This window comes from Shigella sp. FC1544 (assembly GCF_001722145.1).
Classification (GTDB): domain Bacteria; phylum Pseudomonadota; class Gammaproteobacteria; order Enterobacterales; family Enterobacteriaceae; genus Escherichia; species Escherichia coli.
Window position 1 is genome coordinate 1 of record NZ_MECT01000244.1, and the last position, 22,794, is coordinate 22,794.

Consider the following 22,794-nt stretch of genomic DNA (forward strand, 5'->3'; position numbering starts at 1 on the left):
GATGCTCAAAGAATTAAACTTCGTAATGAATTACGTGTTCACTCTTGAGACTTGGTATTCATTTTTCGTCTTGCGACGTTAAGAATCCGTATCTTCGAGTGCCCACACAGATTGTCTGATAAATTGTTAAAGAGCTGTTGCGACGCGCTTTAGCGCACTGTCGCGAGTGTGGCGTATATTACGCTTTCCTCTTTCAGAGTCAACCCTAAATTTCAGGATTTTTCTCTTCAACCGAACCGGCTGTTTGTGTGAAGTGATTCACATCCGCCGTGTCGATGGAGGTGCATTATAGGGAGTTCTCCGCAGGCCGCAATAGAAAAATTGCAGAAAAATGACTGACTGCTGCATTCCCCAGCAAAACCCCGCTTTATACCTTTTTACGCACAGAGTTATCCACAATCATCAATGTAATTTCTGTATTTTTCCCACGGTAACCACTGTCAAAATTGTGATCACCATTGAAAGAGAAAAATTCGCGAGCGTTGCGCAAACGTTTTCGTTACAATGCGGGCGAAAAATAAGGATGCCCCGTTAGGGGCGTTAGCTGAGTTTTTCGCGAAAAATTCAGCTAACGCTCTCTGTAATAGTCAAATCCAGGGGATTTACCATGCAACAACGTCGTCCAGTCCGCCGCGCTCTGCTCAGTGTTTCTGACAAAGCCGGTATCGTCGAATTCGCCCAGGCACTTTCCGCACGCGGTGTGGAGCTGCTGTCTACAGGGGGCACTGCCCGTCTGTTAGCAGAAAAAGGTCTGCCGGTAACCGAAGTTTCCGATTACACCGGTTTCCCGGAGATGATGGATGGACGCGTGAAGACCCTGCATCCGAAAGTACATGGTGGCATTCTGGGCCGTCGCGGCCAGGACGATGCCATTATGGAAGAACATCAGATCCAGCCTATCGATATGGTGGTTGTTAACCTGTATCCGTTCGCCCAGACTGTTGCTCGTGAAGGCTGCTCGCTGGAAGATGCGGTTGAGAACATCGATATCGGCGGCCCGACCATGGTGCGCTCCGCCGCTAAGAACCATAAAGATGTCGCAATCGTGGTGAAGAGCAGCGACTACGACGCCATTATTAAAGAGATGGATGACAACGAAGGATCGCTGACGCTTGCAACCCGTTTCGACCTCGCCATCAAAGCCTTCGAACACACTGCCGCCTACGACAGCATGATTGCCAACTACTTCGGCAGCATGGTTCCGGCGTACCACGGTGAAAGCAAAGAAGCCGCCGGTCGCTTCCCACGCACGCTGAACCTGAACTTCATTAAGAAGCAGGATATGCGTTACGGCGAGAACAGCCACCAGCAGGCTGCCTTCTATATAGAAGAGAATGTGAAAGAAGCCTCCGTTGCTACCGCAACCCAGGTTCAGGGTAAAGCCCTCTCTTATAACAACATCGCCGATACCGATGCGGCGCTGGAGTGCGTGAAAGAGTTCGCCGAGCCAGCATGTGTGATTGTGAAGCACGCCAACCCTTGCGGTGTAGCTATCGGCAATTCCATTCTTGATGCTTACGATCGCGCGTACAAAACCGACCCAACCTCCGCATTCGGCGGCATCATTGCCTTTAACCGCGAGCTAGATGCGGAAACCGCACAGGCCATCATTTCTCGTCAGTTTGTCGAAGTGATTATTGCGCCTTCCGCCAGCGAAGAAGCCCTGAAAATCACCGCCGCCAAGCAGAACGTACGCGTTCTGACCTGCGGTCAGTGGGGCGAGCGTGTTCCGGGTCTTGATTTCAAACGCGTGAACGGCGGTCTGCTGGTTCAGGATCGTGACCTGGGGATGGTCGGTGCGGAAGAACTGCGCGTCGTCACCCAACGTCAGCCGACCGAACAGGAACTGCGCGATGCGCTGTTCTGCTGGAAAGTGGCGAAGTTCGTGAAATCCAATGCTATCGTCTATGCCAAAAACAATATGACCATCGGTATTGGCGCGGGCCAGATGAGCCGCGTGTACTCCGCGAAAATCGCCGGTATTAAAGCTGCCGATGAAGGCCTGGAAGTGAAAGGTTCCTCGATGGCTTCTGACGCGTTCTTCCCGTTCCGCGACGGTATTGATGCCGCCGCCGCTGCGGGCGTGACCTGCGTAATCCAGCCTGGCGGTTCCATCCGTGATGACGAAGTGATTGCCGCCGCCGACGAGCACGGTATTGCGATGCTCTTCACCGACATGCGCCACTTCCGCCATTAATGGAGCAATAGATGAAAGTATTAGTGATTGGTAACGGCGGGCGCGAGCACGCGCTGGCCTGGAAAGCGGCCCAGTCGCCGCTGGTTGAGACTGTTTTTGTTGCTCCGGGTAATGCAGGCACTGCGCTGGAACCCGCGCTGCAAAACGTTGCTATTGGCGTGACCGATATCCCGGCGCTGTTGGATTTCGCACAAAACGAAAAGATTGATCTGACCATCGTCGGCCCGGAAGCGCCGCTGGTGAAAGGCGTGGTCGATACCTTCCGCGCCGCCGGGCTGAAAATCTTCGGCCCAACCGCAGGTGCGGCCCAACTGGAAGGCTCAAAAGCGTTTACCAAAGATTTCCTGGCCCGCCATAAGATCCCTACGGCGGAATACCAGAACTTCACCGAGGTAGAACCTGCGCTGGCGTATCTGCGTGAGAAAGGCGCGCCAATCGTCATTAAAGCGGACGGTCTGGCTGCCGGGAAAGGCGTTATCGTGGCGATGACGCTGGAAGAAGCGGAAGCGGCTGTTCACGATATGCTGGCGGGCAACGCTTTTGGCGACGCGGGTCATCGCATCGTTATCGAAGAGTTCCTCGATGGCGAAGAAGCGAGCTTTATCGTGATGGTGGACGGCGAGCATGTGCTGCCGATGGCTACCAGCCAGGATCACAAACGCGTAGGCGATAAAGATACCGGACCAAACACCGGCGGGATGGGCGCTTACTCCCCCGCGCCGGTAGTAACCGATGACGTTCATCAGCGCACCATGGAACGTATTATCTGGCCAACCGTGAAAGGCATGGCGGCGGAAGGCAACACCTACACCGGTTTTCTCTACGCGGGCCTGATGATCGACAAACAGGGCAATCCGAAGGTTATTGAATTTAACTGCCGCTTTGGCGATCCGGAAACCCAGCCGATTATGCTGCGCATGAAGTCCGATCTGGTTGAGCTCTGCCTGGCGGCCTGTGAAAGCAAACTGGACGAGAAAACGTCCGAGTGGGATGAACGCGCTTCTCTCGGCGTGGTGATGGCTGCGGGTGGATATCCGGGTGATTACCGCACCGGTGACGTGATCCACGGCCTGCCGCTGGAAGAAGTGGCAGGCGGCAAAGTGTTCCACGCGGGCACAAAACTGGCGGATGACGAGCAGGTAGTGACCAACGGCGGGCGCGTACTGTGCGTCACCGCGCTGGGTCATACCGTGGCAGAAGCGCAGAAACGCGCCTATGCCTTAATGACCGATATCCACTGGGACGACTGCTTCTGCCGGAAAGATATCGGCTGGCGTGCTATCGAACGCGAGCAGAACTAACGCGACAGTTTTGCCAATAACGTTTTACGCGTGATCCCTAACTGACGGGCGGCTTCAGTTTTGTTGCCGCCCGTTTTCTCCAGTGCCGCCAGAATCACCTCTTTTTCCACTTCCACCAGCGGCTGAATATCCTGACTTTGCCCCAGCGGGATCGGCGTACTGGCAATCGCCAGCGGCAGCTCGCGTTCGGAAATATATTCCCCGGTCAGCAGCACCACTGCCCGTTCCACCGCGTTTTCCAGCTCACGAATATTTCCCGGCCAGTCGTAATGAATCAACAGATCCATCGCTGGGGCGTAAAACCTTTTACCGCCTTGCGATTACGCTCGGCAAAGCGCTGCAGAAAATGGCCAGCCAGCAGAGGGATATCTTCCCGCCGTTGCCGCAGCGATGGTACTTCAATCGCCACCACATTCAGGCGATAGTAGAGATCCTGGCGAAAACGCCCGGCATTCACCTCTGCGGCAAGATCGCGATGGGGCGCCGCAATCAGCCGGACATCAACCGAGATAGTCTGGTTGCTACCGACACGCTGAACTTCGCGCTCCTGAATCGCACGCAGCAGACGCACCTGCATCATCGGCGAGATATCGCCAATTTCATCGAGAAACAGCGTGCCGCCGTCCGCCTCAACAAAGCGCCCTTCCCGGCGTTTATCGGCTCCAGTAAACGCCCCTTTTTCGTGACCGAACAATTCAGATTCCAGCAAGGATTCGTTGAGTGCCGCACAGTTGAGCGTTACCAGCGGTTTTTCGCTACGTGCGCTACTGGCGTGAATCGCCCTGGCGACCAGCTCTTTACCGGTGCCGGAATCGCCGTGGATCAGCACTGTGGCTTCCGATGGCGCGACGAGGGCGATTTCACTGAGCAGGTGTTGCATCACCGGGCTTTTACCGACCATACCGAACTGGCTGGCAGTCACCGCAGGTGTTTCAGCATCAATACTGTGCGTATGCGCGAGCGCCTTTTCCAGCGTCGCCTGTAGGTTATCGAAATCCAGCGGCTTGATGAGATAATCCAGCGCCCCAGTTTTCAGTGCCTCTACCGCCGTCTCGACGCTGGAGTACGCAGTCATAATCAGCACCGGAATTGCCGGGTTTAACGCTTTGATCTCTTTCAGCGTGGCGATGCCGTCCATCTCCGCCATTCGCACATCGCAAAGCACAAGATCAAAAACCTGTTCCCGCACCTGCTCCAGCGCCTGTCGCCCGCTGTTCGCCAGCGCGACGTTATAGCCCCAGCCGCGCAGTAAAGCCTGCAAAATAGTGCAGTGGCTAATGTCATCATCCACCACCAGAATATCGATATTATCGTGCGTCATCCTTGTGGGTCCTTACGCGTAATATTGACCGGAAGCCAGAGGGTGAACGTTGAGCCTTTTCCCTCCTGGCTTGCGACCTGAATTGTACCACCGTGTTGTTCAACAATATTATGCACGACCGCCAGCCCCAATCCGGTGCCTTCGGCTTTGGTGGTGAAGTACGGAGTGAAGATGGCTTCAAGCTGATCTGCCGCAATTCCCTTACCGCTGTCGGTAACGCTGATTTTCACGCCCGCGCCGCTTTCGCTGACCGTCACGCTAATCACGCCATGCTGAACAATCGCCTGAATAGCATTGAGATAGAGATTCAACAGGACCTGAGTCAGCCTGTCCGGATCGGCCTGAATTTCCGGTAATGTGTCGTTGGCGGTAAAGCGTAACTGGATCTCCCGGCTGTTTGCATCCTGGCTTACCAGCTGTAATGAGTGGTTAATCAGCGTGTTGAGATCCACCGCCTGCAAAGCCAGATGCGTTGGCTTAACCAGTTCCAGCAACTCGCTTACCACGCGGTTTAAACGGTCGGCTTCTTTCGCCATCACCTGCGCCAGTTGATGCGCTTCTCCCCCTGCTGGCGCGCGTTCGGCAAAGTATTTCGCCAGCCCTTTAATTGAGGAAAGTGGATTACGGATTTCGTGGGCAACGCCTGCCGCCAGATGCCCCAGTGCCACCAGCTTCTCTTTGCGCTTCATTTCATCTTGTAGAAGCTGGCGCGAGCGCAGATAGCGGCGATACCAGAAGAATGACAATACGCTTGCCAGCAAGACCGTCGCCAGGGCGAAGAGGATAATCAGGGTGTTTCTCTGCTCACGATCTTCGGCACTCACAATATTACTGGCGTCGAAAGCGATGAAAATTGCTTGTGGTGTCGCGGCATACTGCTGCATATGGCGCATCCGGTGCATTCCAGCAGCAAACATCGGTTGAAACTGGCGATAAATTTCCAGAACAGGCTCACCGTCTGCGCTATCGATCCGCCGCCACGCTTCTTCATCTCCCGGATGTAACTGCTGCATTTCCTGCGGGGAATAAAGCTGTTTTCCCACCATGCCGGAGTTGCTATGCATCACGATTGTTCCTTGTTCATCCGTGACCGCAAACCAACGTACTCCAGGCTGCCCGGCCATTTCTTCCAGTAGGGCCTGCTGCTGCGCATGATGCATGCGCATCCCCATGCCGACGCGCGAGCCGGATTCAAGAGCGCGAATAAGTACACTGCCTTTTTCCAGCAGCGTTTGTCTGGCGGCGCAGTCTCGCGCCCATAATCGCGAATCACCGTCACCGCAAACAACCCTACCAGCCCAACAATGACCACGGGGAGGATCGCGCTTAACCATTTAGCTAAGGAGTCTTTAGAACGTTGCATAAAACGCATCTTCTTCTTTGCCTGCTCATCCCTTTCTGACAGCAGAAATCATGCCATCTTTTATCAGCGCTTACCCTGCGCTGTAACACAAAGGCTTAAGTTTCAATGAGTAAAAATGACTCGCTACCCGCAGCAGGCGAGTCATTTTTACTCGTTTATCATGCCAGATTACCCGTCATATCAGCGTTTCATCGTTGGCACGGAAGATGCAATACCCGAAGTAAGACAACCACTGGAGGATTAACCATGAAACGGAACACGAAAATTGCCCTGGTAATGATGGCGCTTTCAGCAATGGCGATGGGATCGACATCTGCATTTGCTCACGGCGGACACGGTATGTGGCAGCAAAATGCCGCGCCTTTGACCAGCGAACAACAGACAGCGTGGCAGAAAATCCATAATGACTTTTACGCTCAAAGCAGCGCACTGCAACAGCAACTGGTGACGAAGCGTTATGAATACAATGCCCTGTTAGCCGCGAACCCACCGGATAGCAGCAAAATTAACGCGGTCGCCAAAGAGATGGAGAATTTGCGTCAGTCGTTAGATGAGTTACGGGTGAAACGAGATATCGCGATGGCTGAAGCGGGTATTCCGCGCGGAGCCGGAATGGGCATGGGCTACGGCGGCTGCGGTGGTGGCGGTCATATGGGTATGGGCCACTGGTAAATCAGAACGTTTTCTCGTTGGGTTGCCAGCGACAGAAATCAGAGTTTGCCACTAACAGTAATTGCGAACCTTCGGGCGCTTCCAGCCATGCCACGCTGACATCAACAGAAGAGCGGCTCTGGCGGCGCTCGATATGCGCTATCGCCTGCGAATCTAAATCAGGTTTAATGGTTTGCCCTTCGCAGGTGGTCACGGTCTGTTCCATCGCATGCCAGCGCCCCTGGCGCAGCACGACTCTCCCCTGACGTAAGGCATCGCTAATCTGGCGGATCTGATCAGCACGATAACGGTATAAATCGATTTGGTCGTTAGAAAGCTGCTGCTTTTCCCCATCGGATTCACGTTGCATAAAGCTCAGATCACCGCGATCGTCAAAACGCGCGCGAATATTCACCGGCGGTTTGCTGTAAACATTGATATTGATGAGCGTGAGGTTATCGCCCTGCCAGCGATACTCTCGCGTCGTGGTATCGCCACTGCGCCACGGGCTAAACACGGCAAGCAGATGCACATTATCGCCGCTGTCTTTTCGCCAGATGCGTACCGCGCCCTGGTCTTCAGCAAATCCACTGGCGGTAAAGGGAGGAAGTGAAGAGTTATGACTACAGGCAGTGAGAAGCAGAGCGCCAGCCAGCATCAATGATCGACGCCAGAAAGACAAAAGGGGTGAAACCACCCCTTCGTTAAAACTGTTCACTGCCACGCAATCTTACTTAACTGCGTCTTTCAGTGCCTTGCCAGAAACAAATGCCGGTACGTTAGCTGCGGCAATTTTGATTTCTTTACCGGTCTGCGGGTTGCGGCCAGTACGCTCAGCGCGGTGGTTCACTTTGAAGGTACCGAAACCAACCAGTTGTACAGCATCGCCTTCTTTCAGAGACTCAGTAATTGCAGCCAGAGTGGACTCCAGAGCAGCTTTAGCCTGGGTTTTGGACAGTTCTGCTTTCTCTGCAATTACATCAATCAGTTGAGTCTTGTTCATAAGTTATCCTTACAATGTGTTTATCGCTTGCTAAGCATCGAGTGCGACGGAAATGCCAGAATAGCACTCTCCTGCATACACGCACCGATAGCCACTTTTTTTCGCCCCCCAAATGTAGACCAGACGGGGGGCGAAAGGGAAGACTCCAGGTACGACAAATCAGGCGTTAAATCACGTTTTCTGGTCTTATTGCTGAAAAATTATACCAATATTGCTCTCACCCGCCTCACGCAGGTCTGCCCTAAGGCCTTTTATCAGCTCGATATCGCGTTCTTCGCACTCAGCTAAAAGTCGGAATATTTCCCACTGAATGTCCCATTCTTGCTCTACAGCTGGGTTTTCTTTAAGCTCTTCATCGCTCATTTCGCGACCAACCTGAGTCATTTCCAGCATCGCAACGGTCGTGATGGAGGTCTTACTCACTTCCACCGCGTGTTCGAGCGTTTCACCACTCAAACGCGAATGGACCAGTTCACTTAACGCCACGCAGGCATCGATTGCCGGATAAACGCCGTACAGATCGAAATCGTCGGCTGAAGGAATCGCTTCTTCAAATTTCTCCAGTTGGCTGTCGAAATTTACTTTTGCGTCTTTAACGGTCAGCGTTTCCCAGATGAGATCGAGAATACGACGGTAAATTTGCCCATCACCAAAACCGGTTTGCTGGCAGAACATGGCGTAATTGGGGTACATGCGTTCGCATAAGCAAGCCATGAAAGTGACATGCTGCCAGCTTTCCAGGCGCTCCAGACGCAGATGAATTGGGTTTTGTAACATGTTAAGTTCTCAAATACGGAAATTATCCGCAGTTTACCTGAATTAGGGCTGATTTGCTGTATAGCGCACGAACGCCGGACGTTCCGAGGCCACCGCGTCCGCCCAGCGCGTTGGCTCCGGCAGACGATAGCCTTTCATGCAGCGTTGTACCCACGCCAGCGCGCTGTCCACGCTGACCCGATGGCCGGTAGCGATAAACAACGGGTTACAGCGCGCTTTGCTGCGCCAGACCCAGGCCAGCTGCTCGCCTTTATCCATCAGTGGGGCCAGCGCGCCCGGTTCGCTGGAGAGCGGTTCGAATTTACCGCAGAGCCGTTTTTTCGCCACGCCGATCGTTGGCACATCCACCATCAAACCAAAATGGCTGGCGACGCCAAGACGGCGAGGATGCGAGATCCCATGACCATCGACAAACACTAAATCCGGCTTTTGCGACAGCATCTCCCACGCTGCCAGCAGCGCAGGATATTCGCGGAAGGAAAGAAAACCTGGAATGTAAGGCATGGTGGTGGCGATGCGGGCAACTTTATACTCCACCAGCTCAAGCGAGGGATATTTCAGCAGCACCATCGCCGCTCGCGTCACTTCTCCGCCCTGCTCAAACCCGACATCGGCTCCGGCGATCAGATCCGGTGGATCTTTATCGAGTCGATCCTCGCGGATCACAGAAGAAGCCAGTTCGATTTGTTGAGCGCGTAATGACGCGAGATCCATAATCACTCCTTAGCGGTGATATTGTTCAGACAGTCGATGCACTGCCTCCACGAACACGCCAGCATGTTCTGGCGGCACATCCTGATGAATGCCGTGACCAAGGTTAAAGACATGACCTTCGCCGTGACCGAAACCTGCAAGTATAGTCGCTACTTCTTCTTCAATGCGGGCAGGCGGCGCGTACAGCATCGACGGATCCATATTACCCTGCAACGCGACTTTATTGCCCACACGGCGGCGCGCATCGGCGATATCCGTTGTCCAGTCGAGGCCCAACGCATCGCAACCGGTTTCTGCCATCGCTTCCAGCCACTGTCCGCCGCCTTTGGTAAACAGCGTGACCGGTACGCGGCGACCGTCGTTTTCACGCAGTAAACCATCAACAATTTTATGCATGTAATAGAGCGAGAACTGTTGATAATCGCGCCCGGTAAGCACACCGCCCCAGGTGTCGAAAATCATCACTGCCTGAGCACCGGCTTTAATCTGCGCATTCAGATACAAAGTGACGCTTTTCGCCAGTTTATCGAGTAGAGCGTGCAGCGCCTGCGGATCGGCATACATCATTTTTTTGATCACGGTGAAGGCTTTGCTGCTGCCGCCTTCCACCATGTAGGTTGCCAGCGTCCACGGGCTGCCGGAAAAACCAATCAGCGGCACTTCGCCTTTCAGTTCGCGACGAATGGTACGCACCGCGTTCATCACGTAACCCAGCTCATCTTCCGGGTCCGGAATTGGCAGCTTATCGACGTCGGCTTTGCAGGTGACTGGCGAGGTAAAACGCGGACCTTCTCCGGCTTCAAAATAGAGCCCTAACCCCATCGCGTCCGGCACGGTGAGGATATCGGAAAAGAGGATCGCCGCATCCAGCGGGTAGCGACGCAGCGGTTGCAAAGTCACTTCGCACGCCAGCTCGGCGTTTTTGCACAGCGACATAAAATCGCCCGCCTGGGCGCGCGTGGCTTTATATTCCGGTAGATAGCGACCCGCCTGGCGCATCATCCATACTGGAGTGACATCAACGGGCTGGCGCAGCAGCGCCCGCAGATAACGATCGTTTTTAAGTTCGGTCATTTTGGCTGTTCCTTAGTGCGTCAGGCGGTCAGTGTATCATCACTCATACTCTGCCCGACACATCGCCACAGTATCTTCTATCAGACGGCGCGCTACGGTGCCGGGCGGCGGGAGTAACGGCAAATCGTCATAGCGATACCAGTTCGCCTCGAGCAATTCTTTCGGGTCGATCACGATGTCGCCGCTGTCATATTCCGCCATAAACGCGGTCATTAAAGACTGAGGAAACGGCCACGGCTGAGAAGTCACGTAACGCAAGTTTTTAACTTTAATTCCGCTCTCTTCCATCACTTCCCGCGCGACTGCCTGCTCGAGGGTTTCGCCCACTTCGACGAATCCGGCAAGTACTGTATGGACACCGTTACGATGGCGGGTATGCTGGGCGAGGAGGATCGAATCATCGCGACGGATGGCAACAATAATGCAGGGGGCGATTTGCGGGTAGTAACGCTCACGGCAATGGCTGCACAGCATCGCCCATTCGGTTTTGCTCGGATACATTTCATGCCCGCAGTAACCACAGTATTTATGCGATCGGTAAAACTCCGCCAGTTGTACGCCTCGTCCGGCCAGTTGAAACAGCACAACATCGAGATCAATGACCTGACGTACCGACCCCATATCGTGAGGCCGCTGCTGTTGTACTAACCAAACAGGTTCCCCCTGCCATTCGCCGATTTGTAGTGCGCGCTGACCCACAAGATCGAAATTTGCCGCTTCGCCATATGGCAATTCTCCCTTCGGCAACCATAATTTTTGTTCATGGCTGACGACCCACCAGCCGTGATCTAATTTTTCAATTATACGATCCATAGCTCTTGCACTACCTTTGCATCACTGGCATGTTTAACATGGTTTTTACATTTCTCACTGAGCAGTTTTTGAATACAAACTTGCGGAGTCAATCATGCTTAACCAGCTCGATAACCTGACGGAGCGCGTCAGAGGAAGTAACAAACTGGTTGATCGCTGGCTACATGTACGTAAGCATCTGCTCGTGGCTTACTACAATCTGGTTGGCATTAAGCCTGGCAAAGAATCGTACATGAGGCTAAACGAAAAAGCCCTTGATGATTTTTGTCAGAGCCTGGTCGATTACTTGTCTGCCGGACATTTCAGTATTTATGAGCGCATTCTTCATAAGCTGGAAGGCAACGGGCAACTCGCGCGCGCCGCGAAGATTTGGCCGCAACTCGAAGCCAATACCCAACAGATTATGGATTACTACGATTCCAGCCTGGAAACCGCCATCGATCATGATAATTACCTTGAGTTTCAACAGGTTTTATCTGACATCGGCGAGGCGCTGGAAGCGCGCTTTGTGCTGGAAGATAAGCTGATTCTGCTGGTGCTTGACGCCGCCCGCGTCAAACATCCTGCTTGAGTTCTGCGCTGTTAACGCGTAATTTACATTCAACGCCCCGTTTGTGGGGGCTAATTTCTTGTCGGAGTGCCTTAACTGGCTGAGACCGTTTATTCGGGATCCGCGGAACCTGATCAGGCTAATACCTGCGAAGGGAACAAGAGTTAATCTGCTATCGCATCGCCTTTGCGGCGATCGTCTCTTGCTTCATCCGTCGTCTGACAAGCCACGTCCTTAACTTTTTGGAATGAGCTATGTCTGCAACAAAACTGACCCGCCGCGAACAACGCGCCCGGGCCCAACATTTTATCGACACCCTGGAAGGCACCGCCTTTCCCAACTCAAAACGCATTTACCTCACTGGCACACACTCTGGCGTTCGCGTGCCGATGCGTGAGATCCAGCTTAGCCCGACGCTAATCGGCGGCAGCAAAGAACAGCTGCAGTTTGAAGAAAACGAAGCGATTCCGGTCTACGACACCTCCGGCCCATATGGCGATCCGCAGATCGCCATTAACGTGCAGCAAGGGCTGGCAAAACTACGCCAGCCGTGGATCGATGCGCGCGGCGATACCGAAGAACTTACCGTGCGCAGTTCCGATTACACTAAAGCGCGGCTGGCAGATGATGGCCTCGACGAACTGCGTTTTAGCGGCGTACTAACACCAAAACGCGCCAAAGCAGGACGCCGTGTCACCCAACTGCACTACGCCCGCCAGGGCATCATCACACCGGAAATGGAATTCATCGCCATCCGCGAGAATATGGGCCGCGAGCGCATACGTAGCGAAGTTTTACGCCACCAGCATCCGGGAATGAGCTTTGGCGCACGTCTGCCGGAAAATATCACTGCGGAATTTGTCCGTGATGAAGTTGCTGCCGGACGTGCGATTATCCCGGCCAACATTAATCATCCGGAATCGGAGCCGATGATTATTGGCCGTAACTTCCTGGTAAAAGTTAACGCCAATATCGGCAACTCGGCGGTCACCTCTTCCATCGAAGAAGAAGTGGAAAAGCTGGTATGGTCCACGCGCTGGGGAGCGGATACGGTGATGGATCTCTCCACCGGTCGCTATATTCACGAAACCCGCGAGTGGATTTTGCGTAACAGTCCGGTGCCGATCGGTACAGTGCCGATCTACCAGGCGCTGGAGAAGGTTAACGGGATCGCCGAAGATCTTACCTGGGAAGCGTTCCGCGACACGCTGCTGGAACAGGCCGAGCAAGGTGTGGATTACTTCACTATCCATGCGGGCGTACTGTTGCGCTATGTGCCGATGACCGCGAAACGCCTGACCGGTATCGTCTCTCGCGGCGGTTCGATTATGGCGAAATGGTGCCTCTCCCATCATCAGGAAAATTTCCTCTATCAACACTTCCGCGAAATTTGTGAAATCTGTGCCGCTTATGACGTTTCGCTGTCGCTGGGCGACGGTCTGCGCCCCGGTTCTATTCAGGACGCCAACGATGAAGCGCAGTTTGCCGAGCTGCATACGCTGGGCGAACTGACCAAAATTGCCTGGGAATATGACGTGCAGGTGATGATTGAAGGCCCAGGCCACGTGCCGATGCAGATGATCCGCCGCAATATGACCGAGGAGTTAGAGCACTGCCACGAAGCGCCGTTTTACACTCTGGGGCCGCTAACTACCGATATTGCGCCGGGCTATGACCACTTCACGTCGGGGATTGGTGCGGCGATGATTGGCTGGTTTGGCTGCGCGATGCTCTGTTACGTAACGCCAAAAGAGCATCTGGGTCTGCCTAATAAAGAAGATGTTAAGCAGGGGCTTATCACCTATAAGATTGCCGCCCACGCCGCTGACCTGGCGAAAGGGCATCCGGGCGCGCAAATTCGCGATAACGCCATGTCGAAAGCCCGCTTCGAATTTCGCTGGGAAGACCAGTTTAATCTGGCCCTCGACCCGTTTACCGCCCGCGCTTATCACGATGAAACCCTGCCGCAAGAGTCAGGTAAAGTCGCCCATTTTTGCTCCATGTGTGGGCCGAAATTCTGCTCGATAAAAATCAGCCAGGAAGTGCGTGATTACGCCGCCACGCAAACTATTGAAATGGGAATGGCGGATATGTCGGAGAACTTCCGTGCCAGAGGCGGAGAAATCTACCTGCGTAAGGAGGAAGCGTGATGTATCAGCCTGATTTTCCTCCTGTACCTTTTCGTTTAGGACTGTACCCAGTGGTGGACAGCGTACAGTGGATCGAACGTCTGTTGGATGCAGGCGTACGTACTCTCCAGCTACGCATCAAAGATCGGCGCGATGAAGAGGTGGAAGCCGATGTCGTGGCGGCAATTGCGCTGGGCCGCCGCTATAACGCGCGATTGTTTATCAACGATTACTGGCGGCTCGCGATCAAGCATCAGGCGTATGGCGTCCATTTGGGGCAGGAAGATTTGCAAGCCACCGATCTCAATGCCATCCGCGCGGCAGGCCTGCGGCTGGGTGTTTCGACACATGACGATATGGAAATCGACGTCGCGCTGGCAGCACGCCCCTCTTATATCGCGCTGGGACATGTGTTCCCGACGCAAACCAAACAGATGCCTTCTGCACCGCAGGGGCTGGAACAGCTGGCACGGCATGTTGAGCGACTGGCGGATTATCCCACCGTGGCGATTGGCGGTATCAGTCTGGCACGCGCGCCTGCGGTGATAGCAACGGGTGTCGGCAGTATCGCCGTCGTCAGCGCCATTACTCAAGCCGCAGACTGGCGTTTGGCAACGGCACAGTTGCTGGAAATTGCAGGAGTTGGCGATGAATGACCGTGATTTTATGCGTTATAGCCGCCAAATCCTGCTCGACGATATCGCTCTTGACGGGCAGCAAAAACTGCTCGACAGCCAGGTGCTGATTATCGGTCTTGGCGGGCTGGGTACACCTGCTGCGCTATACCTGGCGGGCGCTGGCGTCGGGACGCTGGTACTGGCAGATGACGACGATGTGCATTTAAGCAATCTGTAACGACAAATTCTCTTTACCACTGAAGATATCAACAGCCCGAAATCACAGGTCAGCCAACAGCGACTGACACAGTTGAATCCCGACATTCAACTGACAGCATTACAACAACGGTTAACGGGTGAGGCGTTAAAAGATGCGGTTGCACGGGCCGATGTGGTGCTCGACGGTACCGACAATATGGCGACTCGCCAGGAGATTAATGCCGCCTGCGTGGTACTCAACACGCCGCTTATCACCGCCAGCGCGGTCGGATTTGGCGGTCAGTTGATGGTACTGACGCCGCCCTGGGAGCAGGGGTGTTACCGCTGCCTGTGGCCAGATAACCAGGAGCCAGAACGCAACTGCCGCACGGCGGGCGTGGTTGGCCCGGTGGTCGGGGTTATGGGCACTTTGCAGGCACTGGAAGCCATTAAGTTATTAAGCGGTATAGAGACACCTGCGGGAGAACTCCGACTGTTCGACGGTAAATCGAGCCAGTGGCGCAGCCTGGCGTTGCGCCGCGCCAGTGGTTGCCCGGTATGCGGAGGAAGCAATGCAGATCCTGTTTAACGATCAACCGATGCAGTGCGCCGCCGGGCAAACTGTTCACGAACTACTGGAGCAACTCGACCAACGACAAGCGGGCGCGGCTCTGGCGATTAATCAGCAAATCGTCCCGCGTGAGCAGTGGACGCAACATATCGTGCAGGATGGCGACCAGATCCTGCTTTTTCAGGTTATTGCAGGGGGTTGAGATGTTACGTATTGCGGACAAAACGTTTGATTCACATCTGTTTACCGGCACAGGGAAATTCGCTTCTTCACAACTGATGGTGGAGGCGATCCGCGCTTCCGGCAGCCAGCTGGTGACACTGGCGATGAAACGTGTCGACTTGCGCCAGCACAACGACGCTATCCTCGAACCGCTTATCGCGGCGGGTGTGACCCTGCTGCCAAATACTTCCGGGGCGAAAACAGCGGAAGAAGCCATTTTCGCCGCCCATCTGGCACGTGAAGCGTTAGGCACAAACTGGTTAAAATTAGAGATTCACCCTGACGCCCGCTGGCTGTTGCCCGATCCCATCGAAACTCTGAAAGCCGCCGAAATGCTGGTACAACAGGGATTTGTCGTGCTGCCTTACTGCGGGGCCGATCCGGTATTGTGTAAACGTCTGGAAGAAGTCGGCTGTGCAGCGGTGATGCCGCTCGGCGCGCCGATTGGCTCGAATCAGGGACTGGAAACCCGTGCCATGCTGGAGATTATTATCCAGCAGGCCACAGTTCCGGTGGTTGTCGATGCTGGCATCGGCGTTCCCAGCCATGCCGCGCAGGCCCTGGAAATGGGGGCCGACGCGGTGTTAGTGAATACGGCGATTGCCGTAGCGGACGATCCCGTCAACATGGCGAAGGCATTTCGTCTGGCGGTAGAAGCAGGCCTGCTGGCACGTCAGTCCGGACCGGGCAGCCGCAGTCATTTTGCTCATGCCACCAGCCCGCTGACTGGATTTCTGGAGGCATCGGCATGAAAACCTTCAGCGATCGCTGGCGACAACTGGACTGGGATGACATCCGCCTGCGTATCAACGGCAAAACGGCTGTTGACGTAGAGCGGGCGCTAAATGCCTCGCAATTCACCCGCGACGATATGATGGCGCTGTTATCGCCAGCCGCCAGTGGCTATCTGGAACAACTGGCCCAACGGGCGCAGCGTCTGACCCGTCAGCGATTTGGCAACACAGTTAGTTTCTACGTCCCGCTTTATCTTTCCAATCTTTGCGCTAACGACTGCACGTACTGCGGATTTTCCATGAGTAATCGCATCAAGCGCAAAACGCTGGATGAAGCGGATATTGCCAGGGAAAGCGCCGCTATACGGGAGATGGGCTTTGAACATCTGCTATTAGTCACTGGTGAACATCAGGCGAAAGTGGGGATGGATTACTTTCGTCGTCATCTCCCCGCCCTGCGTGAACAGTTCTCTTCACTACAAATGGAAGTGCAACCGCTGGCGAAGACGGAATACGCCGAGTTAAAGCAGCTTGGTCTGGATGGCGTGATGGTTTATCAGGAGACATATCACGAGGCGACTTATGCCCGCCATCATCTGAAAGGCAAAAAACAGGACTTCTTCTGGCGGCTGGAAACGCCGGATCGGCTGGGGCGTGCGGGGATTGATAAGATAGGCCTCGGCGCGCTAATTGGCCTTTCCGACAACTGACGCGTTGACTGCTATATGGTTGCCGAACATTTGCTATGGCTGCAACAGCATTACTGGCAAAGCCGTTACTCTGTCTCCTTTCCGCGCCTGCGCCCGTGTACTGGCGGCATTGAGCCTGCGTCGATTATGGATGAACGCCAGTTAGTGCAAACCATCTGCGCCTTCCGACTGCTTGCACCGGAGATTGAACTGTCACTCTCCACGCGGGAATCACCGTGGTTTCGCGATCGCGTTATTCCGCTGGCGATCAATAACGTCAGCGCCTTCTCGAAAACGCAGCCAGGTGGCTATGCCGATAATCACCCCGAGTTGGAACAGTTCTCACCGCACGACGATCGCAGACCGGAAGCGGTTGCTGCCGCGTTAACCGCTCAGGGTTTGCAGCCGGTATGGAAAGACTGGGACAGCTATCTGGGACGGGCCTCGCAAAGACTATGAGACGGAATGTAAGAACGTAAATTTATTCCGAGCCGCTACGGAAGATGAAAAACGCAAGGTTGTTGAAAGCGTTGTGTTTTTTTATGGTAGTGCCGTCAGCAGGAATGTTGTCCAGGGCGAAAAGCTTCTTCCTCGTTTCGCCCTGCCTTTCTTAAAAATTCCGTAATGCAAAGTCTGAAGCCATCGCCTGTTGAGCAATGAAAGAGATCTGATTGTAAGAGAGTAAATACTCAACTATGATAGAGACGAAAATAAGAACACATGTTCTCATCTTCCAGGATGCAGCAGACTGAAGAAATTCAGACATCCCGCAACCTGCGATTATCGCAAGGTCAAGGCAAAGTCCGGTAATGGCGTTCTGAATACCAGAGATAATTCTCTGGCGAAACCCACCTTAAGGTGGGTTTTGTTATTTTGAGGGCTGAGGAAGCTGCTTATTTCTCAATAAGTTGTAGGCAATGGTGAAAAATTTCACTGATTTACCTTTCTGTTTTTCAGAAATGGGATAAGCGCTAGTTACATGCAAACGGAGTTTTTTCTTTTCCCTGAAAGCCCTGAACGCAACAAAGTAAAATGCCTTATCTCCTCCGTCTAAGTCCACCTCAATCACGGCATAGCTACCATACCCGGCATGAATAACGTTGCTTTCTGGCAGCGCCAAAATAGTTCTTTTTAAGTGTGTGCGCGCTAAGTTATAACGGTGCTGGCAGAAGGGACGAGATTCTTTAGGCGCGTGGTACATTAACGATTGTTTTTCTTCGTTCGTCTGATGTTCATAATCTTTTGTGAAGCAGTGAAGAGAGTAGGTAACCCAAAAGCGATACTCTAAAGGCTCTTTGCCCTCATGATGCTGAACGTAGACAGCCTGATGAGCATCAAGAAATGATAAATCACGAATATCACCATCCGGATCTCCAAAAGGTCGCCACTTTTCCACTTCCTGTTTCATTCTCGTTCCTTAAGAAAGTTACACAGGAATAGTATCGAATCCTTGCCGAGTTTGACTCAATTAGTTCAGTCAGTTTCAGGATATTAGTCATCTCTACATTGATTATGAGTATTCAGAAATTCCTTAAATATTCTGACAAATGCTCTTTCCCTAAACTCCCCCCATAAAAAAACCCGCCGAAGCGGGTTTTTACGTTATTTGCGGATTAACGATTACTCGTTATCAGAACCGCCCAGACCTGCGTTCAGCAGTTCTGCCAGGCTGGCAGATGCGTCTTCTGCAGTCACCTGCGGTGCAGCCGGAGCTTCACCCGCAGCACGGCGACGCATACGATCCTGGTGGTACGCGTAACCGGTACCTGCCGGGATCAGACGACCCACGATAACATTCTCTTTCAGGCCGCGCAGTTCGTCGCGTTTGCCCGCAACGGCTGCTTCGGTCAGCACGCGAGTGGTCTCCTGGAACGATGCCGCGGAGATGAAGGACTCGGTTGCCAGAGACGCTTTGGTGATACCCAGCAGATCGCGGGAGTAAGTTGCACCCACTTTGCCGTTCGCTTCCAGTTCGCGGTTTGCGATCTTGACGCGAGAGTATTCAACCTGTTCGCCTTCCAGGAAGTCGGAGCTGCCCGCGTTAACGATGGTAGCTTTACGCAGCATCTGACGAACGATAACTTCGATGTGTTTATCGTTAATCTTAACGCCCTGCAGACGGTATACGTCCTGTACTTCGTTAACGATGTAACGAGTAACAGCATGAACACCACGCAGACGCAGAATGTCGTGCGGCGCTTCCGGACCGTCGGAAATTACGTCACCACGTTCTACACGTTCACCTTCGAACACGTTGAGCTGACGCCATTTCGGAATCATCTCTTCGTACGGATCGCTACCGTCTACCGGGGTGATAACAAGACGACGTTTACCTTTGGTTTCTTTACCGAAGGAAACGATACCGCTGATTTCAGCCAGGATTGCCGGCTCTTTCGGACGACGTGCTTCGAACAGGTCCGCAACGCGCGGCAGACCACCGGTGATGTCCTTGGTACCGCCGGATTCCTGCGGAATACGCGCCAGGGTGTCACCAGAGCTGATCTGTACGCCATCTTCCAGCTGAACAATCGCTTTACCCGGCAGGAAGTACTGCGCAGGCATATCGGTACCCGGAATCAGAACGTCGTTACCCTGAGCATCAACGATTTTCAGTGCCGGACGCAGATCTTTACCACCTGCGGTACGTTCTGCGGAATCCAGAACCACCAGCGAAGACAGACCGGTCAATTCGTCTGTCTGACGAGTAATGGTCTGACCGTCGATCATGTCAGTAAAGCGTACAAAACCGCTTACTTCGGTGATAACCGGCATGGTGTGCGGGTCCCAGTTTGCAACGGTTTCGCCGCCAGCAACCTGTTCGCCATCGCCTTTCGCCAGTACCGCACCGTAAGGTACTTTGTAGCTTTCTTTGGTACGACCGAATTCGTCGATCAGTTTCAGTTCAGTATTACGGGAAGTGATAACCAGTTTACCGCTGGAGTTCACAACCGACTTCACGTTGCTGAGCTTGATGCTACCTTTGTTTTTCACCTGGATGCTGGATTCAGCAGCCGCACGAGATGCCGCACCACCGATGTGGAACGTACGCATGGTCAGCTGTGTACCCGGTTCACCGATGGACTGTGCCGCGATAACACCGATTGCTTCACCCTTGTTGATGATGTGGCCACGCGCCAGGTCACGACCGTAGCAGTGCGCACATACACCAAAGTCGGTGTCACAAGATACAACAGAACGTACTTTAACCGCGTCGACAGAGTTCTCTTCCAGCAGGTCACACCACTGTTCGTGCAGCAGCGTGTTGCGCGGAACGAGGATATCAGCAGTACCCGGCTTCAGAACGTCTTCAGCAGTTACACGACCCAGTACGCGATCGCGCAGCGGCTCTTTAACATCACCACCTTCGATAACCGGAGTCATCATGATACCTTCATGGGTACCACAATCGTCTTCGGTAACCACCAGGTCCTGCGCCACGTCAACCAGACGACGAGTCAGGTAACCGGAGTTTGCAGTTTTCAGTGCGGTATCCGCCAGACCTTTACGAGCACCGTGGGTGGAGATGAAGTACTGGAGTACGTTCAGACCTTCACGGAAGTTCGCGGTGATTGGCGTTTCGATGATGGAGCCATCCGGCTTCGCCATCAGACCACGCATACCAGCAAGCTGACGAATCTGTGCCGCAGAACCACGCGCACCGGAGTCGGCCATCATGTAGATGCTGTTGAAGGAAACCTGCTTCTCTTCCTGACCGTCACGGTTAATCACGGTTTCAGTTTGCAGGTTATCCATCATCGCTTTGGATACACGATCGTTCGCCGCAGCCCAGATATCGATAACTTTGTTGTAGCGTTCGCCCGCAGTTACCAGACCAGACTGGAACTGCTCCTGAATTTCAGCAACTTCTGCTTCTGCCTCGGAGATGATTTCGTGTTTCTTCTCCGGGATGACCATGTCATCGATGCCAACAGATGCACCAGAACGCGCTGCATAGGCGAAGCCGGTGTACATGATCTGGTCCGCAAAAATAACGGTCGGTTTCAGACCGAGAATGCGGTAGCAGGTGTTCAGCATTTTGGAGATTGCTTTTTTACCCAGCGCCTGGTTGACGATGGAGTAAGGCAGACCTTTCGGTACAATCATCCACAGAATGGCACGGCCAACAGTCGTGTCTTTCAGGCTGGTTTTCGCTACTAATTCACCGTTTGCATCTTTTTCATACTCGGTGATACGCACTTTAACGCGCGCATGCAGAGAAGCCAGACCAGAGCGATACAGACGTTCTGCTTCTTTCGGGCCAGTCAGCACCATGCCTTCGCCTTTGGCGTTAACACAGTCACGGGTCATATAGTACAGACCCAGAACAACGTCCTGAGACGGAACGATGATTGGTTCGCCGTTCGCCGGGGACAGGATGTTGTTGGTAGACATCATCAGCGCACGCGCTTCCAGCTGGGCTTCCAGCGTCAGCGGTACGTGAACAGCCATCTGGTCACCATCGAAGTCGGCGTTATATGCCGCACAAACCAGCGGGTGCAGCTGGATAGCTTTACCTTCGATCAGTACCGGTTCAAATGCCTGGATACCCAGACGGTGCAGAGTCGGTGCACGGTTCAGCAGTACCGGGTGTTCGCGGATAACTTCGTCCAGGATATCCCAAACGACAGCTTCTTCGCGCTCAACCATTTTCTTCGCAGCTTTAATGGTGGTAGCAAGACCACGCAGTTCCAGCTTGCCGTAGATGAACGGTTTGAACAGCTCCAGCGCCATTTTCTTCGGCAGACCGCACTGATGCAGACGCAGGTATGGACCTACGGTGATTACAGAACGACCGGAGTAGTCAACACGCTTACCGAGCAGGTTCTGACGGAAACGACCCTGTTTACCTTTGATCATGTCGGCCAAAGATTTCAGAGGACGCTTGTTAGAACCGGTGATCGCACGACCGCGACGACCGTTATCCAGCAGGGCGTCTACCGCTTCCTGCAGCATACGTTTTTCGTTACGTACGATGATGTCCGGCGCAGCCAGATCCAGCAGACGTTTCAGACGGTTGTTACGGTTAATGACGCGACGATACAGATCGTTCAGGTCAGAAGTCGCGAAACGACCACCATCCAGCGGAACCAGCGGACGCAGATCTGGCGGCAGTACCGGCAGAACGGTCAGGATCATCCACTCTGGTTTGTTACCAGACTGAACGAACGCTTCCAGCAGTTTGATACGCTTGGTCAGCTTTTTACGCTTGGTTTCGGAGTTGGTTTCGTTCAGCTCTTCACGCAGCTGTTCGCACTCTTGCTCCAGATCCATGCTCTTCAGCAGAGCCTGGATTGCTTCCGCACCCATCTTCGCGTCGAATTCGTCACCGAACTCTTCCAGCGCGTCCAGATACTGCTCTTCAGTCAGGATCTGCTGACGTTCCAGGTTGGTCATACCGCCTTCGATAACCACATAGGATTCAAAGTACAGTACGCGTTCGATATCGCGCAGCGGCATATCGAGCAGCAGACCGATACGGGACGGCAGCGATTTCAGGAACCAGATGTGCGCAGTCGGGGAAGCCAGTTCGATGTGGCCCATACGCTCACGGCGTACTTTAGTCTGGGTCACTTCAACGCCGCACTTCTCACAGATGACGCCACGGTGTTTCAGGCGCTTGTACTTACCGCACAGGCACTCGTAATCTTTTACCGGCCCAAAGATACGGGCGCAGAAAAGGCCGTCACGTTCTGGTTTGAACGTACGGTAGTTGATGGTTTCCGGCTTTTTAACTTCACCGAAAGACCATGAACGGATCATGTCTGGCGAAGCCAGAGCAATTTTGATCGCATCAAACTCTTCGGTTTTAGTCTGCGCTTTCAGAAACTTTAATAAATCTTTCACGGATTTGCTCCCGTCGGAGTTAGCAC

At 53.7% G+C, this 22,794-nt stretch carries 16 protein-coding genes, 4 pseudogenes and 1 riboswitch; of the genes and pseudogenes, 10 read left to right on the forward strand and 10 right to left on the reverse strand.

Translation table 11 applies throughout. The features are described 5' to 3' along the window. Nucleotides 1–607: 607 nt before the first annotated feature. Nucleotides 608–2,197, forward strand: a complete 1,590-nt coding sequence (purH, locus tag BGK49_RS13185; protein ID WP_001187566.1) for a bifunctional phosphoribosylaminoimidazolecarboxamide formyltransferase/IMP cyclohydrolase — start codon at nucleotides 608–610, stop codon at nucleotides 2,195–2,197. An 11-nt stretch (nucleotides 2,198–2,208) separates the two neighbouring features. Continuing rightward, nucleotides 2,209–3,498 (forward strand): phosphoribosylamine--glycine ligase, encoded by a 1,290-nt coding sequence (gene purD / locus BGK49_RS13190; RefSeq protein WP_000866800.1) that lies wholly within the window; start codon nucleotides 2,209–2,211, stop codon nucleotides 3,496–3,498. Here purD and zraR read toward each other — a convergent pair. Together zraR and zraS are read right to left on the reverse strand one after the other, a co-directional pair. Next, nucleotides 3,495–4,819 (reverse strand): annotated as a pseudogene (zraR, locus tag BGK49_RS13195) (sigma-54-dependent response regulator transcription factor ZraR). The gene purD and the pseudogene zraR overlap by 4 nt on opposite strands. Next, nucleotides 4,816–6,191, reverse strand: a pseudogene (gene zraS, locus BGK49_RS13200) (two-component system sensor histidine kinase ZraS). The pseudogenes zraR and zraS overlap by 4 nt, the downstream one beginning before the upstream one ends. A gap of 237 nt (nucleotides 6,192–6,428) precedes the next feature. Here zraS and zraP point away from each other — a divergent pair. Beyond that, complete coding sequence (gene zraP, locus BGK49_RS13205) at nucleotides 6,429–6,854, forward strand: zinc resistance sensor/chaperone ZraP (RefSeq protein WP_000828222.1); 426 nt, start codon at nucleotides 6,429–6,431, stop codon at nucleotides 6,852–6,854. A 1-nt stretch (nucleotide 6,855) separates the two neighbouring features. Here zraP and BGK49_RS13210 read toward each other — a convergent pair whose 3' ends face one another. The 6 genes from BGK49_RS13210 to nudC form a co-directional block, all read right to left on the reverse strand. Next, complete coding sequence (locus BGK49_RS13210; protein WP_001084037.1) at nucleotides 6,856–7,551, reverse strand: DUF1481 domain-containing protein; 696 nt, start codon at nucleotides 7,549–7,551, stop codon at nucleotides 6,856–6,858. Nucleotides 7,552–7,563: 12 nt separating this feature from the next. Then, nucleotides 7,564–7,836, reverse strand: coding sequence for a nucleoid-associated protein HU-alpha (gene hupA / locus BGK49_RS13215; protein ID WP_001044513.1), 273 nt, complete (start codon nucleotides 7,834–7,836; stop codon nucleotides 7,564–7,566). A 186-nt stretch (nucleotides 7,837–8,022) separates the two neighbouring features. Beyond that, on the reverse strand, nucleotides 8,023–8,613 hold the full coding sequence (locus BGK49_RS13220) for a YjaG family protein (RefSeq protein WP_000941113.1): 591 nt from the start codon (nucleotides 8,611–8,613) through the stop codon (nucleotides 8,023–8,025). A gap of 42 nt (nucleotides 8,614–8,655) precedes the next feature. Continuing rightward, nucleotides 8,656–9,327, reverse strand: a complete 672-nt coding sequence (nfi, locus tag BGK49_RS13225; protein WP_000362392.1) for a deoxyribonuclease V — start codon at nucleotides 9,325–9,327, stop codon at nucleotides 8,656–8,658. A 9-nt stretch (nucleotides 9,328–9,336) separates the two neighbouring features. After that, entirely contained in the window at nucleotides 9,337–10,401 is a 1,065-nt protein-coding gene (gene hemE, locus BGK49_RS13230) for a uroporphyrinogen decarboxylase (protein WP_000137657.1), read from the reverse strand. 39 nt (nucleotides 10,402–10,440) lie between these two features. Next, on the reverse strand, nucleotides 10,441–11,214 hold the full coding sequence (gene nudC / locus BGK49_RS13235) for an NAD(+) diphosphatase (RefSeq protein ID WP_069375755.1): 774 nt from the start codon (nucleotides 11,212–11,214) through the stop codon (nucleotides 10,441–10,443). Between the two features lie 94 nt (nucleotides 11,215–11,308). Between nudC and rsd the strand changes: the two genes are divergently transcribed. The 7 genes and pseudogenes from rsd to thiH all read left to right on the forward strand — a co-directional run bounded on the left by rsd (nucleotide 11,309) and on the right by thiH (nucleotide 17,383). Beyond that, complete coding sequence (rsd, locus tag BGK49_RS13240; protein WP_000934302.1) at nucleotides 11,309–11,785, forward strand: sigma D regulator; 477 nt, start codon at nucleotides 11,309–11,311, stop codon at nucleotides 11,783–11,785. 52 nt (nucleotides 11,786–11,837) lie between these two features. Continuing rightward, nucleotides 11,838–11,938: riboswitch (TPP riboswitch) on the forward strand. An 80-nt stretch (nucleotides 11,939–12,018) separates the two neighbouring features. Then, nucleotides 12,019–13,914, forward strand: coding sequence for a phosphomethylpyrimidine synthase ThiC (thiC, locus tag BGK49_RS13245; protein ID WP_001276935.1), 1,896 nt, complete (start codon nucleotides 12,019–12,021; stop codon nucleotides 13,912–13,914). Further along, a complete protein-coding gene (gene thiE / locus BGK49_RS13250; protein ID WP_000284600.1) occupies nucleotides 13,914–14,549 on the forward strand; it encodes a thiamine phosphate synthase in 636 nt (211 codons plus the stop codon). The genes thiC and thiE overlap by 1 nt, the downstream gene beginning before the upstream one ends. Next, nucleotides 14,542–15,297, forward strand: a pseudogene (thiF, locus tag BGK49_RS13255) (thiazole biosynthesis adenylyltransferase ThiF). Before thiE ends, thiF begins: the two are co-directional and overlap by 8 nt. Continuing rightward, nucleotides 15,281–15,481 (forward strand): sulfur carrier protein ThiS, encoded by a 201-nt coding sequence (gene thiS / locus BGK49_RS13260; RefSeq protein WP_001166232.1) that lies wholly within the window; start codon nucleotides 15,281–15,283, stop codon nucleotides 15,479–15,481. The pseudogene thiF and the gene thiS overlap by 17 nt, the downstream one beginning before the upstream one ends. Before the next feature lies 1 nt (nucleotide 15,482). Beyond that, nucleotides 15,483–16,253 (forward strand): thiazole synthase, encoded by a 771-nt coding sequence (gene thiG, locus BGK49_RS13265; RefSeq protein ID WP_000944094.1) that lies wholly within the window; start codon nucleotides 15,483–15,485, stop codon nucleotides 16,251–16,253. Beyond that, a pseudogene (gene thiH, locus BGK49_RS13270) lies at nucleotides 16,250–17,383 on the forward strand (2-iminoacetate synthase ThiH). Before thiG ends, thiH begins: the two are co-directional and overlap by 4 nt. A gap of 409 nt (nucleotides 17,384–17,792) precedes the next feature. Here the strand turns inward: thiH and BGK49_RS13275 are convergent. Further along, on the reverse strand, nucleotides 17,793–18,332 hold the full coding sequence (locus BGK49_RS13275) for a heat-shock protein C (protein ID WP_005044600.1): 540 nt from the start codon (nucleotides 18,330–18,332) through the stop codon (nucleotides 17,793–17,795). Nucleotides 18,333–18,544: 212 nt separating this feature from the next. Further along, nucleotides 18,545–22,768, reverse strand: a complete 4,224-nt coding sequence (rpoC, locus tag BGK49_RS13280) for a DNA-directed RNA polymerase subunit beta' (RefSeq protein WP_000653944.1) — start codon at nucleotides 22,766–22,768, stop codon at nucleotides 18,545–18,547. Nucleotides 22,769–22,794: the final 26 nt, after the last annotated feature.